This window comes from Rhizobacter sp. OV335, from assembly GCF_900142965.1.
GTDB lineage: Bacteria > Pseudomonadota > Gammaproteobacteria > Burkholderiales > Burkholderiaceae_C > Rhizobacter.
Genome location: NZ_FRCQ01000001.1, coordinates 97862 through 113383 on the forward strand (window position 1 = coordinate 97862; position 15522 = coordinate 113383).

The following is a 15522-nucleotide window of genomic DNA, read 5'->3' on the forward strand; positions in this document are numbered from 1 at the left end:
AGGCTGTCGGCAGCAGTAAAGGGGGGCGGCGCGAAGGCGCGGGTCAGCAGTGTGCGCCCGCGCGTCGCGGAAAGTCAGAGCGTAACAGTCCGTTTCGCTTGCGTTGCATGGGGCGAATCCCGACGATATCGACGCCAGAATGCGCGCCGCCCCGTCCAGACTCCACCGACTCCAGGGATCCCCTCTTGCCATTCCGCTGCCCCCGATCCCCCCGCCTGCCATGGCCACCGCTGTGGGCGATGCTGTTGGCCGTGCTGGTCGCGGCATGGCCGGCGTGCTGCGCTGCGGCGACGCTGCAGTTGACGGTGCACGGCCCGGCGCGCAGCCTGGCCGAGGGGGCGGAGTTCCGCGTCGACCCGACCGGGCAGCAGACGCCCCAGGCGGTGCTGGTCGAGACCGGCGGCTGGCAGCCGCTGCCCGATGACGAGCTGTTCGGTGCGCGCTGGCCGGCCGTGACCTGGGTGCGCTTCAGCGTACAGGTGGGAGCGGGCAGCGAGGCCGACTGGTTCCTTGAGCTGCCGCACGCGACGCTGATGCGCGCCGAGGTGTTTCGCGTCGGGCCCGAGGCGCGCATCGGGTCGCCGCAGGCGAGCGGCGTGCTGACGCCGATCTCGCAGTGGCCGGTGCGCGCGTCGCTGCCGGTGTTCCAGCTGCATGCCGATGCGCAGCGGGCGACGACCTACCTGCTGCGCCTGGAGCATCCCGCCACGCTCGGCGGTGCACCGTTGATCCGCAGCCCGCGCGACCTGCTCGAAAGCCAGGGCACGGCCCAGCTCTTCATCGGCGCCTACTTCGGGCTCGCGCTGCTGGCGCTGCTGTACGTGGTGGTGCAGGCGGTGGTGCACCGCGACGGCGCGCTCGGCTGGTGCAGCGCCTACCTGGTCGCGATGATCCTGACGCTGGCCTGCCTGAGCGGCCAGGTGCACCAGACGCTGCTCGGCGAGGAGCCGGCGTTGAGCGTCGCGCTGCTGATGCTGAGCCCGGTGCTGCTCGGCGCGGTCGGGCTGGGCTTTTTGCGCTCGGCGGTGCCGCAGGCGGTGATCGGCCCGCTCGAGCGATTGCTGGTGTGGCTGTGCATCGTGCTGGCCGTGGTGCTGACGGTGGCCTACCCGTTCCTCGACCTGGCCGAGCGCTGGTTCCTGACGCGGTCGTTCGGTGCGCTGTCGATGCTGGTGGGCGGCGGGCTGCTGGTGCGTTCGCTGCGCTGGCAGCTGCCGCATGTGCGCTGGCTGGCGGCCGGCCAGATCGTGCTCGGGGCGGGGGCCGCGCTGCCGCTGCTGAAGGGATTCGGCGTCGTGCCGAGCGGCCTGTTCTCGCAGTACGGGCTGCTGTTCGCGAGCGCGATCGACCTGCCGCTGCTGCTGTACGCGATGTCGCTGCTGCGGCGCGACCACGACGTGGTGTCGGCGCGCCTGCGCGAGGCCGCGCAGTACGACCCGTTGACCGGCCTGCTGCGCCCGAAGGACCTGCTGCCGCGGCTCGCGCAGATGAAGTTCCGCAGCCAGCGGCACGGCATCCGCAGCGCGGTCGTGATGTTCGAGGTCGTCAACCTGCGCGACATCCGGCTGCGCCAGGGCGCGTCGATCGCCGAGCAGGCGCTGCTGATGGCCGGCCGGCAGGTGCAGCAGGGCATGCGCGCGTCGGACCTGGTGGTGCGCTTCAACGAGCAGCGGGTGGTCGCGCTGCTGGACGGCGTGGCCAACCCGGGCGAGGTGCTGATGATCGTGCACCGCATCATCCACCAGGCCCAGCACTACACCGGCGAATTGCCGGGCGCCGAGACGCTGCAGATGCATGCGGTGGTAGCGCACCTGCCGGAAGACCGGCGCGACACGCCGCAGGCGCTGGTCGACGCGCTGGTGTCCCACATCGGCCGCATGCGCCCGGGCAGCGGGGCGCGGCTGCGCCAGCTGACGACGATCACCCCGCAGCGCCAGCGGCCGCGCTGGTGGCGGCGGTGGCTGAAGGCGGGGCCGTGGGAGGCGGGGGCGGAGTAGGGCGCGCAGCGCCCTGTGGCACGCTACTTGGGCTCAGCCTGCCGCAGTTCGCTCGCCGAGATCCGCACCACCTGCCCGTTGCGCCACACGACGATGGCCGTGCCGGTCCGCATCGCCGTATCGCGAGCTGCCTGCGCGGCCCGTCGAATCGCGATCAACGACGACGGCAAGTCCTTGTCTCTCGCTTGGCCGACCTGATCCTGGTTCATGCTGTTTCGCTCCATTCGAGAAGGACGGGTTCGTCGCCTGCGTTGTCGTAGAGGGCCCAGACATCCACCGCGTTGCGGTAGCGTTCATCCAGGTTTCGCCTGCCTGCGACGAAGCGCCGCCGTATGACGTCTTGCGGAATGGCATGGCCTCCTTGACGAATCCGTTCCGCCACCCGCGCAATGGCGAGATCCACGGACGGCAGCGAGAGGAAGAACAGGCTGACGTGATAGCCGCAGCGGCGCCAGTCACGAATCCTGCGAAGGTACCCCAGCCCGGAGAGCGTCGTTTCGAAGGCGAAATTGTCTCCGCGGCGCACACAACTGTCGATCTCTTCCAGCATCAACCGGCCTGCCCTGATCGCCGCAGTCTCGGGGGCGAAGGGGGACAGTCCGGCGGCAATGAGATCCGCGTTGATGAAGCGTGGGCAACCTGCCTCCTGCGGAAGAAACGCCGAGGCAAAAGTCGTCTTGCCGGCGCCGTTCGGGCCGGCGATGATGACGATCTTCGGGTTCGCCATCCCGCTATACGGAAGTCGACATCGACGTTTGCTGATCTCAGACGTTGAACAGGAAGTTCATCACGTCCCCATCCTTCACCACGTACTCCTTGCCTTCCGCCCGCATCTTGCCGGCGTCCTTCGCCCCTTGCTCGCCCTTGAACGCGATGAAGTCGTCGAAGCCGATGGTCTGGGCGCGGATGAAGCCGCGCTCGAAGTCGGTGTGGATCACACCGGCCGCCTGCGGCGCGGTGTCGCCGATGTGGATGGTCCAGGCGCGCACTTCCTTCACGCCGGCGGTGAAGTAGGTCTGCAGCCCGAGCAGGCCGAACGCCGCGCGGATCAGGCGGTTCAGGCCCGGCTCGCTCTGGCCCATCTCCTGCAGGAACATCAGCCGGTCGTCATCGGGCATGTCGGCCAGCTCGGCCTCGGTCTTCGCGCAGATCGCCACCACCGGCGCCTTCTGGCCCTCGGCATACGCGCGCAGCTTGTCGAGGTAGGGGTTGTTCTCGAAGCCGCCTTCGTCGACGTTGCCGACGAACATCGCCGGCTTCGCGGTGATCAGGCACAGCGGCTTCAGGATCACCTGCTCTTCCTTGCTGAACGCGATGCCGCGCACCGGCTTCGCCTCGTTCAGCGCGGCCTGGCATTTCTGCAGCACGTCGACCAGCTTGGCCGCTTCCTTGTCGTTGCCCGACTTCGCCGCCTTGATCGAGCGCTGCAGCGTCTTCTCGACGGTGGCCAGGTCGGCCAGGCACAGCTCGGTCTGGATCACCTCGATGTCGGAGATCGGGTCGACCTTGCCGGCGACGTGGATCACGTTCTCGTCGTCGAAGCAGCGCACCACGTTGACGATCGCGTCGGTCTCGCGGATGTGGGCCAGGAACTGGTTGCCCAGGCCCTCGCCCTTCGACGCGCCGGCCACCAACCCGGCGATGTCGACGAACTCGACGATCGCCGGCACGATGCGCTCGGGCTTCACGATCGCCGACAGCGCCTGCAGGCGCGGATCGGGCAGCTCGACGATGCCGACGTTCGGCTCGATCGTGCAGAACGGGTAGTTCTCGGCCGCGATGCCGGCTTTCGTCAGCGCGTTGAAAAGGGTGGACTTGCCGACGTTGGGCAGGCCCACGATGCCGCATTTGAGGCTCATGGAGGGGGCTTTCGCAGGTCGAGAGAGAGGGCGAATTTTAAGCGCTCCCTCTACACTGCCCGTTCCCGCCTTTTCCAACCCCCTTCGAGGGATCCCCGATGCTCGAACTCCTGCGCCTGAATCCGCACACCAAGGACCTCGGCGGCGGCTTCACCGTGCGCCGGCTGCTGCCGTCGGCGCAGCAGCAATCGGTCGGTCCGTTCCTGTTCTTCGACCACTTCGGGCCGATCACCGCCCAGCCGAGCGACAACCACGACGTGCGCCCGCACCCGCACATCGGCCTGGCCACCGTGACCTACCTGTTCGAAGGCGCGATGCTGCACCGCGACAGCACCGGCATCGTGCAGCGCATCGAGCCCGGCGCAATCAACTGGATGACCGCCGGCCGCGGCATCACCCACTCCGAGCGCGCGCCCGACGACCTGCGCCACGTGACGCGCCGCAGCCACGGGCTGCAGCTGTGGGCCGCATTGCCGGCCGAGCACGAGGAAGACGCGCCGAGCTTCTCGCACACCGCGGCCGCGGCGATCCCGTCGGTGTCGGTCGGCGACACCGCGGTGCGCGTGCTGATCGGCAGCGCGTTCGGTGCGGCCTCGCCGACGCCCACGCTGTCGCCGACGCTCTATGTCGACCTGGCGCTGCCGCCCGGCGGCCGGCTGCAGGTGCCCGCGGCGGCACCGCAGCGGGCGCTGTACGGCGTGGACAACGGCTTCACGCTCGATGGCCAGGCGGTGCCGGCGGGCGAGATGGTCGTGCTGCCGGCAGGCGCTCAGCCGCTGCTCGAGGCGCCGCAGGGCGCGCGCGTGATGCTGATCGGCGGCGAGCCGCTCGGCCACCGCTTCATGTGGTGGAACTTCGTGTCCAGCCGCAAAGACCGCATCGCCGAGGCCGCCGACGACTGGGCGGCGCAGCGCTTCGCTGTCGTGCCCGGCGAGACCGAGTTCATTCCGCTGCCGGAGCGCCGCCCTTGAGTTCGGCGGCGGCTGCGGGCGGCGTGCCGCGGCGCAGCATCAGCACGTTGCCCGCCACCGCCAGCGCCGCGCCGACGGCGGTCAGCACATCCGGCTGGTAGTGCTCGAAGGCCATCGAGACGAGCAGCGCCAGCAGCGGCGTCATCACGCCGATGCTGCCGGCCGGGCCGGGCCCGAGGCGTTGCATCAGTGTCAGGTAGCAGGCGAAGGTCAGCACCGAGCCGGCCAGCGACAGGTACAGCAGCGCGATCCACCATGACGCGACGGCCGGCAGCGCCATCGGCTGCCCGCCGGCCAGCACCGCGATGAAGCAGCACAGCGCGCCGTACAGCATGCCGAAGCCGAGGGCCGGCCAGAACGGCAATCCGCGCGCGCCGTTGCGGCTGGCCGCGAGGCTGCCGACCCCCGACAGCAACACCGCGCCGACCGTGAACAGCGCGCCGAGCGTGGTGCCCGCGGCATCGCGCGCATGGCCGAACTCCGGCCAGAAGACGAGCGTGACGCCGGCCAGCCCGAGCAGGCCGCCGGCGATGAAGCGCGGCGTGATCGCGACACCGAACAGCCAGCGTGCGCCGAGCCCGGCGATCAGCGGCGACGCCGAGTAGCCGACCGCGACCAGCCCCGACGGCAGCAGCCGCTCGGCGTGGTAGACGCACAGGTACGACACGCCGTAGAGGAACACGCCCTGCAGCGCGAACCACGCATGCTGGCGCGGCGCGAAGCGCAGCGAGATGCCGCGCGCCGCGGCGAACGCGAGGATCACCGCGCCGGCCAGCGCGAAGCGCAGCGCGACACCGAACTCCGGTGTCGTGACGCCGACCTGGTACGTGATCGCATGCCAGGTCGTGCCCCAGGTCAGCACGCAGACTGCGAACAGCTGCCAGTTTCGAAGGCGCGCCACCTCAGAATTTGATGTTGGCGCTGCCGAGCAGCCCGCTGCGCAGTCCGCATTCGATGCCCTCGACGATCACCGCGTTCATGCCGAAGGTGATCTTGCCGTCGAGGCGTTCGTCGGCCCGGTAGGTCGACAGCGTGTCGCCCGGCTCCTGTCCCGGCTCGCCGGTCTCGAGGTCGACGTTCGGGATCGGGCAGCGCGGGCAGGGCTTCACCAGGCGCAGCCGCACCGGCCCCTCGGGCGTGTCGAAGCGGATCTCGTCGAGGAAATCCTCGCCGTGCGCGTCGAGCCCGTCGAGCACCAGGTTCGGCCGGAAGCGCGCCATCGTCATCGCCGCGACGCCCTTGCGCGCGAGGCGCTCGTTGAGCTCGTCGAGCGAGGCCTGCGAGACCACCAGCAGCGGGAAGCCGTCGCTGAACGCGTTCTCGGCGTCGATGTCGCCGCTCCACTGCTTGTTCGACAGCCGCTTGTGCTCCGGGTCGAAGCGCGCTAGGCGCAGCGGGAAGGTCACGCCGCTGTCGGGCGCGGCGAGGAAATCGCTGAACCACTGCGCCGCGAGGTCGCCCATGTCGTAGGCCGCGACGGTGTCGTTCCACACGGTGACCTGGCGCGGCGCCTCGACCGCATCCAGCGCCAGGTGCAGCGCCAGCATGCCGGGCGCGCGCAGCACCAGTTCGGTGTGCTTCAGCGTCGTGCGGATCAGCGCCATGCGCGGCAGCTCGCGCTGGCTCACGAAGCGGCCGGCGGCGTCGACCACCATCCAGGCGCGGTCGAATTCGAGCCCGGTCTCGATCAGCAGCGATTCGTCGAGCGCGACGCCGGCACAGCTCTTCACCGGGTACACGTGCACGCTGCGCAGCGTGACCTGAACTTCCCCCTCGGCCAGCTCGCTCACTTGAACAGCCCCTTCAGCTTGTCTTTCAGTTGGTCCTTGGTCGACGGCTGCGGCCCCGAGGCCGCACCGCTCGCCGCCGACGGCAGCCCGAGCTTGCCGCGCAGGCTCTCCTTGAGCTTCTCCTCGGCCTTGCCGGTGACCTCGTTCTTCAGCAGCTGGGTCGCGATCTGCGACCACTGGATCTTCCAGTCGATCGCGTCGAACGGCCCGGTCAGCAGCACCGGCACCGTGACGCCCTTCAGCGCCGCGAGGTCGGCGCCGTCCTGGCCCTTGGTGGTGTTGGCGACCGTCGCACGCGCGGTGTAGTCGATGCGGCCGCGGCCGATGTCGAGCATGCCCGAGCCGTTCAACCGCAGGAACGGGCTCTTGGCGTCGAGGTCGGCATTGCGCGCAATGCCGTCGGTGATCACGAAGCTGGCCGTCAGCTCAGAGAAATCGGTCTTCTCGGCCTGCGTCGCCTTCTGCGAGCTGTCCTGCTTCATGGCCAGCGCCGCCTTGGCCTGGCGCAGGCTCTTCGCGAGGTTGATGCCCTTGATCGCGCCGTCGCGCAGCTGCAGCGCAGCCGTGCCCTTCAGCCGCGCCTTCATCTCGTTGACGCTGCGCCCGGCCGTCTCGATGTCGGCGGCGACGCGGCCGGTGCCTTCGAGGATGTCCTTCTTGGCCACGTCCTTCAGCAGCGTGTTGACGTTGACGCCGGTGGCCGTCGCCTTCACCGCGATGCGGCTCGCCCGCGCATCGGCGAATGCGGTCGCGTCGAGCACGCCGCCCCAGGTCTTGCCGTACAGCTTGCTGACGCGCAGCATGCCGCCCTGCAGCGAGGCCTCGAGCGCGGCATCGCTGACGCGGTAGGTCTGGTATGCGAAGTTGCCGATGTGCAGGCTGAACTCGCCCTGCAGCGCGCGCAGCGGCGACAGGTCGACCGGCGTGTCGGCGCCCGGCTTCTCGGTGGCGGCAGGCGCCGGGGCGGGTGCGGTGCTGGACGGTGGCAGCAGCCGGTTCAGGTCCAGCGCCTCGAAGTTGGCCGAGGCCTTCACCGTGATCGGCGTGCCGGCGAGCGTGATGGCGCCCTCGCTGCGGAACGGGTTGGCATTGATCTGCCCGGCCAGCGACCAGTGCGCCGCCTGCGACGACGCATCGGCCCTGCCGCGCATGTCGAGCACCAGCGGCTGCAGCGAGGGTTCCTGGATCTTCAGCTGGGCCGCCAGCGCGTCGAGCGCGAACGCGCTCTTGGCCGGTTGCAGCTGCAGGTCGGCGCGCACCGTGCCGGCCAGCTCACGTTGACCGGTGTTGCCAGGTCCGGTTCCCTTCATGCTGCCTTTGAACGTGGCCTCGAAGCCGGGCACCTTGACCATGTCGAAGCTACCGCCCGGCGCCGCCGACTTGAAGCTGGCATCGATCGCGGTCGGCCCTTCGAGCGACAGCTTGCCGCTCAGCGCACTGCCGGTCAGCGCCTCGCCCTTCACGTTCAGCTCGGGCCAGTCGAGCGTGGCCGACAGCGGCTGGCCGCCTTGCGTGCCGGCCAGCTTGACCTGCAACGCGCTGAGCGACAGGTTGCGCGCTGCCGGGTCGAACGCGAAGTGCTTGATCTGCACCCGGCTGCCGGCCAGCTTCAGCGAGCCGAGCGTCGCGCCGAGCCCCAGGTCGAGGTCTTGTGCATCGAGCGTGCCGTGCTGGCCGTCGTAGCCGAGCGCGCCCTGGATCTTCACGTCCATCGCCTGCACGCCGAACGCGTCGCCCTGCCAGCCGAGCTGCATGTCGCGCAGCTTCACGCCCTGCTGCGCGAGCAGCAGCGTCAGCCTGGTCTCGCCGCTCAAGCGGCCCTTGACGGCCGGCGCCTTCATCGCGAGCTCGGCCTGCAGCTTGACCGGCGACTCCACCTGGTCGGCCAGCCGGCCGGTGTGCAGCGAGTTCAGCGTGATCTCGCCGGAGAGCTGGTCGCGCTCGTCGCGCAGGCTCAGCCGCAGGTCGTCGAGCTGCACGCTGCTGACGTCGAAGCGCAGCGGCGCGCCCGAGGCCGCCTGGCTGGCCGGCGATGCGGGAGCCCCGGGCGGCGTGTCGCCGGCGATCAGGTCGTCGATGTTGGTCTTGCCCTGTGCGTCGCGGCGGTACACCAGCCGCAGCCCGCGGGCGCTGACGTGGTCGACCACCAGCTGCTGGCGCAGCAGCGGCAGCACCGCGACCGACAGCGAGGCCTCGTCGAGCGCGGCGAATTCGTCGGTGCGGCCTTTCTCGCTGAGCTTGACGGCCGACAGCTGCACCGCCAGGCGCGGGAACACCGACAGCTTGATCGGCCCGTCGATCGCGAGCGTGCGGGCGCGGTGGGTTTTCATCCAGTCGATCGCGAGGCCCTTGTAGGCGTTCGGGTCGAAGGTCGAGACCAGCCAGGCGAGCACGGCACCGAGCAGCAGCACCAGCACCGCCAGTGCCAGCAGGAGTTTGCGGATCCAGGGTTTCATCGAATCGGTGACCGCATGGGTGCAGCGTGGGGGCACCGATTCTGCCCTCAAGGGCGCCAGGGTGGTGCCGATCCCTACAATGAAACCTCATGAAACGCTTCGATCTGTGTGTCCGAGGGGCCGGCATCGTCGGCCAGGCGCTCGCGTTGTCGCTCGCCCGCCAGGGCTTGCGCGTGGCCCTGGTGCCCGATGCCGCGGCCCACGCCGGCGAGGATGTGCGCGCTTATGCGCTGAACCCCGGCTCGGTCGCGCTGCTGAAGTCGCTGAAGGTCTGGGAGGCGCTGCCGCCCGGCGCGGCGACCGCGGTGCACGAGATGCGCGTCGAAGGCGATGCGGCCGGGTCCGCGCTCGAATTCTCAGCCTGGCAGCAGCACGTGGCCGAGCTGGCCTTCATCACCGACGTGGCGGCGCTGGAGCAGGCGCTCGCCACCGCGGCGCGCTATTCGCCGCATGTCGAGCTGCTGGGGGCCGATGCCGAGGTGCAGGCGCCGCTGACGGCCTTGTGCGAAGGCAAGGCCTCGGCCTCGCGGGCCGCGCTGGGCGTGCGCTTCGAGCGCCACGACTACGGCCAGGTCGCGATCGCGGCACGGCTGGTCGCCGACCAGCCGCACCGCCACACCGCGCGCCAATGGTTCCGCGCCCCCGACGTCCTCGCGCTGCTGCCGTTCGACCTGCCGCAGCCGGGCTGCTCGCATGCGCTGGTCTGGTCGCTGCCGCAGGCGCGCGCGCAGGCGTTGCTGGCGCTCGATGCCGCGGCCTTCGAGCAGGAACTCAACGACGCCACCGGCGGCGCCTGCGGGCGGCTGAGCCTGGCCTCGGCGCGCGCCGGCTGGCCGCTGGTGCAGGCCAGCGCCAGCGCCTGGTGCGGCCCCGGCTGGGTGCTGCTGGGCGATGCGGCGCATGTCGTGCACCCGCTGGCCGGGCAGGGCCTGAACCTCGGGCTGGCCGACGTGGCCTCGCTGTCGCAGGTGCTGGCAGAGCGGGAGCCGTGGCGCGAGCTGTCCGACGCCAAGCTGCTGCGCCGTTACGAACGCTCACGCCTGGCCCCCACCCGGGCGATGGGAGAATTGACCGGCGGTCTGTGGCGGTTGTTTTCCACGGATCAGGCGGCGGTGCGGGAACTTCGCAACCGCGGCATGACTCTCGTCAACCACCTTTCCCCGCTGAAGCGCTGGCTCACCGCCCGGGCGCTCGACACCTGATTGAAGGCCCCGCCATGCTGCGCATCCCGCTGATCCGTTCCTGCCTCGCCGTCCCGATTGCCGTGGCCGCGCTGCTGCTGTCCCCGCTGGTCCACGCCGACGAGGCGCAGATCCGCAAGAACCTCGCCGAGCGCCTGACCAACCTGCCGAAGATCGACGAGGTCGGCAAGACGCCGATCCCGGGCGTCTACGAAGTGCGCATGGGCACCGAGATCCTCTACACCGACGAGCAGGGCAACTACCTGATCGAAGGCGCGCTGATCGACACCAAGGCGCGCACCAACCTGACCGAGGCGCGCATCAACAAGCTGACCGCGATCGACTTCGCGACGCTGCCGCTGAAGGACGCGATGGTCTGGAAGAACGGCACCGGCGCGCGCCGCATCGCCGTCTTCGCCGACCCGAACTGCGGCTACTGCCGCCGCTTCGAGGCCGACCTGCAGAAGATCAAGGACGTCACCGTCTACACCTTCCTGTACCCGATCCTCGGCGGTGATTCGCCGCAGAAGTCGCGCGACATCTGGTGCTCGAAGGAGCCGAGCAAGACCTGGCTCGGCTGGATGCTGCGCAGCGAGCAACCGCCGCGTTCGATGGGCAACTGCGAGACGCCGTTCGATCGCAACCTCGCGATGGGCAAGAAATACCGCATCAACGGCACGCCGGCGCTGGTGTTCGCTGACGGCACGCGCTTCCCCGGCGCGATGCCGCTCGAGCAGATCGAGAAGCAACTGATCGCGAGCACCAACACCACCGCCACCACGACCATCGCCAAGTGACCTCGTCGATTCTCCACCGCATCGAGATCGCCGATGCCCACGCGCACCAGTTCCGCGTCACGCTCACCGTACCGCAGCCGGCGGCGCAGCAGCGCCTGAGCCTGCCGGCGTGGATTCCCGGCAGCTACCTGGTGCGCGAGTTCGCACGCCACCTCTCGCAGCTGCAGGCGCGCCAGGGCTCGCGCGAGATCGCGCTGCAGCAGCTGGACAAGGCCACCTGGCTGGCCGCCTGCGACGGTCGCGGCGCGCTGACCGTCAGCTACCTCGTCTACGCGTTCGACACCTCGGTGCGCACCGCCTTCCTCGATGCGCGGCGCGGTTTCTTCAACGGCACCAGCGTGTTCCTGCGGGTCGCAGGGCGCGAGGCCGAGCCGCAGGCCGTCGAGATGCGCGGGTTGCCGAAGGGCTGGCGTGTCGGCACCGCGCTGCCGGCGCTCAAGACCGATGCACGCGGCCAGGGGCTGTACCGGGCGGCCGACTACGACGAGCTGGTCGACCACCCGGTCGAGCTGGGCGATTTCTGGCGCGGCGAGTTCAAGGCGGCCGGCGTGCCGCACGAGTTCATCGTGGCCGGCGCGCTGCCCGACTTCGACGGCGAACGCCTGCTCGCCGATGCGCGCCGCATCTGCGAGGCCGAGATCGCGTTCTGGCACGGCCGCAAGAAGCCGCATTTCAAGCGCTACGTGTTCATGCTGAACGCGGTGGACGACGGCTACGGCGGGCTGGAGCACCGGGCCAGCACCGCGCTGATCGCCGCGCGGCGCGACCTGCCGCAGCGCACGCCGGCCCCGGCGAAAACCGAGGCGCGTGCCGAGCTGAGCGAGGGCTACGTCACGCTGCTCGGCCTGATCAGCCACGAGTATTTCCACACCTGGAACGTCAAGCGCCTGCGGCCGGCCGAGTTCGCCCGCTACGACTACACGCAGGAGAACTACACCGAGCTGCTGTGGTTCTTCGAGGGCTTCACCTCGTACTACGACGACCTGCTGCTGCTGCGCGCCGGCCTGATCGACGACGCGCGCTACCTGAAGCTGCTGGCCAAGACGGTGACCGGCGTGCTGGCCGCGCCGGGCCGCCAGGTGCAAAGCGTCGCGCAGTCGAGCTTCGATGCCTGGGTCAAGTACTACCGCGGCGACGAGAACACGCCGAACGCGACGATCAGCTACTACGCCAAGGGCTCGCTGGTCGCGCTCGCGCTCGACCTGACGCTGCGCACGCGCGGCCAGGGCACGCTCGACGACGTGATGCGCGGCCTGTGGGCCCGCAGCGACGGCGGGCCGATCTCGCAGGACGACATCGCGGCCGTGCTGCACGAGGTGGGCGGCCGCTCGATGGCGAAGGAGCTGCAGGCCTGGGTGCACGGCACCGGCGACCTGCCGCTGAAGGAGTTGCTGCAGCGCGCCGGCGTCAGCTGGACGCAGCAGGCGCCGACGCTGGTGCAGCGGCTGGGCCTGCGGGTGTCGGAGAGCGCGCTGACCGGCATCAAGGTGAGCCACGTGCTGCGGGGCGGTGCGGCCGAAGCCGCCGGGCTGGCGGCCGGCGACGAGCTGCTGGGCGTCGACGACTGGCGCCTGCGCCGGCTCGACGAGCTGCTGCGCCTGCTGCCGGAAGACGGCAGCGCGACGCTGCTGGTGTCGCGCGACCAGCGCCTGCTGCACCTGCCGCTCGTGGCGGCTGCGGCGGCCGACAGCGGTGCAGTCGCGCTGTCTCCTGCACCGGCGCCCGCCGACAACCCCGCCGCCACCGCCGCGCAGTCCCTGCGGCAGGCATGGATGCGCGGCTGACCGGACGTTTGCGCGCGACGCCCCGACGCCGCGCGGCGCTGCTGGCGCTGGTGCTCGGCGTGCTGGGGGTGCACGGTTGCGTGACGCGCCAACTGGCCGATCGCATGGGTGCGTTCTCGGTGGTGCCGATGCCGCAGCGCCTGCAGGTCGCGTATGTGCGCGAGTTGCAGCCGACGGCGCCGGTCGTGATCGCGGCCGTGCCCAAACCACCGCCGCCGCCGAAGCGGGTGGCACGCGCGGCCGTCGCGTCGCCTGAGGCCGTACCGCCCTCCGAAGCGGCCGCGTCGGCGGTGCCGGCCGAGCCCGCCGCGTCCGAACCGGTTCCCGACGTCGTCGTCGCCGCAGTTGAGCCCGCCGCCTCGACACCCGATGCTGCGGCCTCCGCGCCGACGCCTGAACCATCGCCGGTCGCCGTCGACAACGCGGCGTCCGCCCCGGCCGCGTTCGAATGGCCCGGCTCGACCCGCCTCAGCTACGTGCTGACCGGCAACTTCCGCGGCCACGTCGACGGCGAGGCGCAGGTCGAGTGGATCCGCGACGGCAACCGCTACCAGGTGAACGTCGACGTGATCATCGGGCTGTCGTTCGCGCCGACCGCCTCGCGCCGCTTGAGCAGCGAAGGCCAGCTGACCGCCGACGGCCTGTACCCGACGCGCTACGACCAGCTGACGCACGTGATGCTGCGCGACGACCAGCGCGTGGCGATGCAGCTGCTGCCCGATGCAGTGGTGCTGGCCAACGGGCAGCGCCGCATCCGCTGGCCGGGCGTGCAGGACACCGCGAGCCAGTTCGTGCAGCTGACCTGGCTGTTCACGACCCAGCCGCAGAAGCTGCGCACCGGCGAGAGCGTCGAGATCCCGCTGGCGCTGCCGTACCGCGTCGAGCCGTGGACCTACGACGTGCTGGAGGAGGAGACGCTGTACACGACGTTCGGCGAGGTGCAGGCCTTCCGCGTGAAGCCGCGCCGGCAGCCGCGCGGCGGCGACCTGATCCCCGAAATGTGGATCGCGCCGAGCATGCGCTACCTGCCGCTGCGCATCCGCATCCACCAGGACGCGGACACCTGGGTCGATCTGATGATCAAGCGCAAGCCGGAGCTGGCCGCGTCGTGAGCGCGCTCTGGCGGCGAGACGTGCCTACACTCGTGCCGGAACATCACACCGAAGGGGACACCATGAGCTACGAATGCATCCTCACCGACGTCCAGGGCAGCGGCCCGCTGCGCATCGGCGTCGTCACGCTGAGCCGGCCGAAGCAGCTGAACGCGCTGAACGACACGCTGATGAACGAGCTGGGCACGGCGCTGAAGGCCTTCGATGCCGACGAGTCGATCGGCTGCATGGTGGTCACCGGCAGCGAGAAGGCCTTCGCGGCCGGCGCCGACATCGGCGCGATGGCGGGCTGGAACTTCATGGACGTCTACAAGAGCGACTACATCACGCGCAACTGGGAGACCATCCGCAGCGTGCGCAAGCCGGTGATCGCCGCGGTCAGCGGCTTCGCGCTGGGCGGCGGCTGCGAGCTCGCGATGATGTGCGACTTCATCATCGCGGCCGACACCGCGAAGTTCGGCCAGCCCGAGATCAAGCTCGGCATCATCCCCGGCGCCGGCGGCACGCAGCGCCTGCCGCGGGCGATCGGCAAGGCGAAGGCGATGGACATGGTGCTGACCGGCCGCATGATGGACGCCGCCGAGGCCGAGCGCGCGGGCCTGGTGTCGCGCGCGGTGCCGGCGGCCGAGCTGCTGAGCGTGACGCTGGCGGCGGCGCAGGCGATCTGCGAGTTCGGCGGGCCGAGCGTGATGATGGCCAAGGAGGCGGTGAACCGCGCTTACGAAGGCCCGTTGTCCGAGGGCATCCAGTTCGAGCGCCGCATGTTCCATGCGCTGTTCGCGACCGAGGACCAGAAGGAAGGCATGGACGCGTTCGTCAACAAGCGCAAGCCGGTCTTCAAGCACCGCTGAGGGCGTTCAGTCGAAGTTGCGGTACACCAGCAGGCGCCCCTTGTACGCCGCGTGCGTTGCATCGGCGACCTGCTGCAGCCGCTCTTCCTGCAGCGAGAACCCCATCCCCGCCATCTGCTTGCTGAACTTGGCGCGGTTGCCGCGGTTCGGGTCGACGATCCAGACCTCGGCGCGGGCCGCGATGTGGCGGCCGATGAAGCCGGCGAGCAGGCCGCCGTCATCGCGCTCATAGAGGATGTCGCTGCCGATCAGCAGGTTGAAGCGGCCGGTGAGGGTCTGCTGGTCCTGCGCCACCGGTGGCAACAGGTCGGCCGCCGATTCGGACCACTGCCCGTGGCGGTAGTCCATCGGCAGCAGGCCGTTGAGCCGCAGGTTCTCGGCGAGGAAGCCGGCGGCGAGCGGGTGGCAATCGCTCGCGGTGACGTCGCTGCCGCGGCGGTGGCTGACCAGGCTCGCGAGCGCGAGGCCGCAGCCGATCTCGAGGATGCGTTCGTGCGGCACCATCGTGCGCACCGCCATGCGCGCCGCGAGCTGCAGGCCCGAGGGCCACAGCAGCCCGAACAGCGGCCAGGCCGCCGACGAGATGCCCTGCTGGAGGGCGAGGTCGTGGGGATCGGAGAACTGCTGGCGGTCCAGCAACGAGCGAATGTGCAGGTCGGCCGCGCCGTCGATGGCGATGTCCTCGTGCTTGACCAGATATCCAGGCATCCGGCAGTGTAGGTGC

Annotated in this window: 14 protein-coding genes; 7 read left to right on the forward strand and 7 right to left on the reverse strand. The window is 70.3% G+C overall.

The genetic code is table 11. The features are described from left to right. Positions 1 to 239: 239 nt before the first annotated feature. The gene (locus tag BUE42_RS00475; protein ID WP_073462138.1) at positions 240 to 1997 is read left to right on the forward strand and encodes a sensor domain-containing diguanylate cyclase; all 1758 of its coding nucleotides are present in this window, start codon (positions 240 to 242) and stop codon (positions 1995 to 1997) included. A gap of 23 nt (positions 1998 to 2020) precedes the next feature. Here BUE42_RS00475 and BUE42_RS00480 read toward each other — a convergent pair whose 3' ends face one another. From BUE42_RS00480 to ychF, 3 genes are read right to left on the reverse strand one after another with little or no spacing between them, the layout of a single operon-like run. Continuing rightward, positions 2021 to 2206, reverse strand: coding sequence for a hypothetical protein (locus tag BUE42_RS00480; protein ID WP_073462139.1), 186 nt, complete (start codon positions 2204 to 2206; stop codon positions 2021 to 2023). Next, positions 2203 to 2724 carry a zeta toxin family protein gene (locus BUE42_RS00485; protein ID WP_073462140.1) on the reverse strand — a complete coding sequence of 174 codons (522 nt, stop codon included), beginning with the start codon at positions 2722 to 2724 and terminating at the stop codon, positions 2203 to 2205. The genes BUE42_RS00480 and BUE42_RS00485 overlap by 4 nt, the downstream gene beginning before the upstream one ends. A 37-nt stretch (positions 2725 to 2761) precedes the next feature. Then, on the reverse strand, positions 2762 to 3856 hold the full coding sequence (gene ychF, locus BUE42_RS00490; RefSeq protein ID WP_073462141.1) for a redox-regulated ATPase YchF: 1095 nt from the start codon (positions 3854 to 3856) through the stop codon (positions 2762 to 2764). Positions 3857 to 3954: 98 nt separating this feature from the next. Here ychF and BUE42_RS00495 point away from each other — a divergent pair, with 98 nt between their 5' ends. Further along, a complete protein-coding gene (locus BUE42_RS00495) occupies positions 3955 to 4827 on the forward strand; it encodes a pirin family protein (protein ID WP_073462142.1) in 873 nt (290 codons plus the stop codon). Here the strand turns inward: BUE42_RS00495 and BUE42_RS00500 are convergent. Genes BUE42_RS00500 through BUE42_RS00510 form a run of 3 tightly spaced genes read right to left on the reverse strand, consistent with a single transcriptional unit; the run spans position 4799 to position 9073 of the window. Beyond that, positions 4799 to 5728: a DMT family transporter gene (locus BUE42_RS00500; RefSeq protein WP_073462143.1), complete on the reverse strand. Its 930-nt coding sequence runs from the start codon at positions 5726 to 5728 to the stop codon at positions 4799 to 4801. The two genes, BUE42_RS00495 and BUE42_RS00500, sit on opposite strands and share 29 nt — an antisense overlap. Position 5729: 1 nt before the next feature. Further along, complete coding sequence (locus tag BUE42_RS00505; protein WP_073462144.1) at positions 5730 to 6617, reverse strand: MOSC domain-containing protein; 888 nt, start codon at positions 6615 to 6617, stop codon at positions 5730 to 5732. Beyond that, a complete protein-coding gene (locus tag BUE42_RS00510) occupies positions 6614 to 9073 on the reverse strand; it encodes an AsmA family protein (protein ID WP_073462145.1) in 2460 nt (819 codons plus the stop codon). The genes BUE42_RS00505 and BUE42_RS00510 overlap by 4 nt, the downstream gene beginning before the upstream one ends. 89 nt (positions 9074 to 9162) lie before the next feature. Here BUE42_RS00510 and BUE42_RS00515 point away from each other — a divergent pair, with 89 nt between their 5' ends. From BUE42_RS00515 to BUE42_RS00535, 5 genes are all read left to right on the forward strand, one after another. Further along, entirely contained in the window at positions 9163 to 10275 is a 1113-nt protein-coding gene (locus BUE42_RS00515) for an FAD-dependent monooxygenase (RefSeq protein ID WP_073462146.1), read from the forward strand. Positions 10276 to 10289: 14 nt separating this feature from the next. Next, the gene (locus tag BUE42_RS00520) at positions 10290 to 11051 is read left to right on the forward strand and encodes a DsbC family protein (protein ID WP_073462147.1); all 762 of its coding nucleotides are present in this window, start codon (positions 10290 to 10292) and stop codon (positions 11049 to 11051) included. Next, positions 11048 to 12835 (forward strand): M61 family metallopeptidase, encoded by a 1788-nt coding sequence (locus BUE42_RS00525; RefSeq protein ID WP_073462148.1) that lies wholly within the window; start codon positions 11048 to 11050, stop codon positions 12833 to 12835. The genes BUE42_RS00520 and BUE42_RS00525 overlap by 4 nt, the downstream gene beginning before the upstream one ends. Then, the gene (locus tag BUE42_RS00530) at positions 12820 to 13947 is read left to right on the forward strand and encodes a DUF3108 domain-containing protein (RefSeq protein WP_083613778.1); all 1128 of its coding nucleotides are present in this window, start codon (positions 12820 to 12822) and stop codon (positions 13945 to 13947) included. Before BUE42_RS00525 ends, BUE42_RS00530 begins: the two co-directional genes overlap by 16 nt. Positions 13948 to 14009: 62 nt before the next feature. Further along, positions 14010 to 14798: an enoyl-CoA hydratase gene (locus tag BUE42_RS00535; protein WP_073462150.1), complete on the forward strand. Its 789-nt coding sequence runs from the start codon at positions 14010 to 14012 to the stop codon at positions 14796 to 14798. A 6-nt stretch (positions 14799 to 14804) separates the two neighbouring features. On the opposite strand, the gene BUE42_RS00540 is transcribed toward BUE42_RS00535, so the two are convergent. Further along, on the reverse strand, positions 14805 to 15506 hold the full coding sequence (locus BUE42_RS00540; protein ID WP_073462151.1) for a class I SAM-dependent methyltransferase: 702 nt from the start codon (positions 15504 to 15506) through the stop codon (positions 14805 to 14807). Positions 15507 to 15522 lie beyond the last annotated feature (16 nt).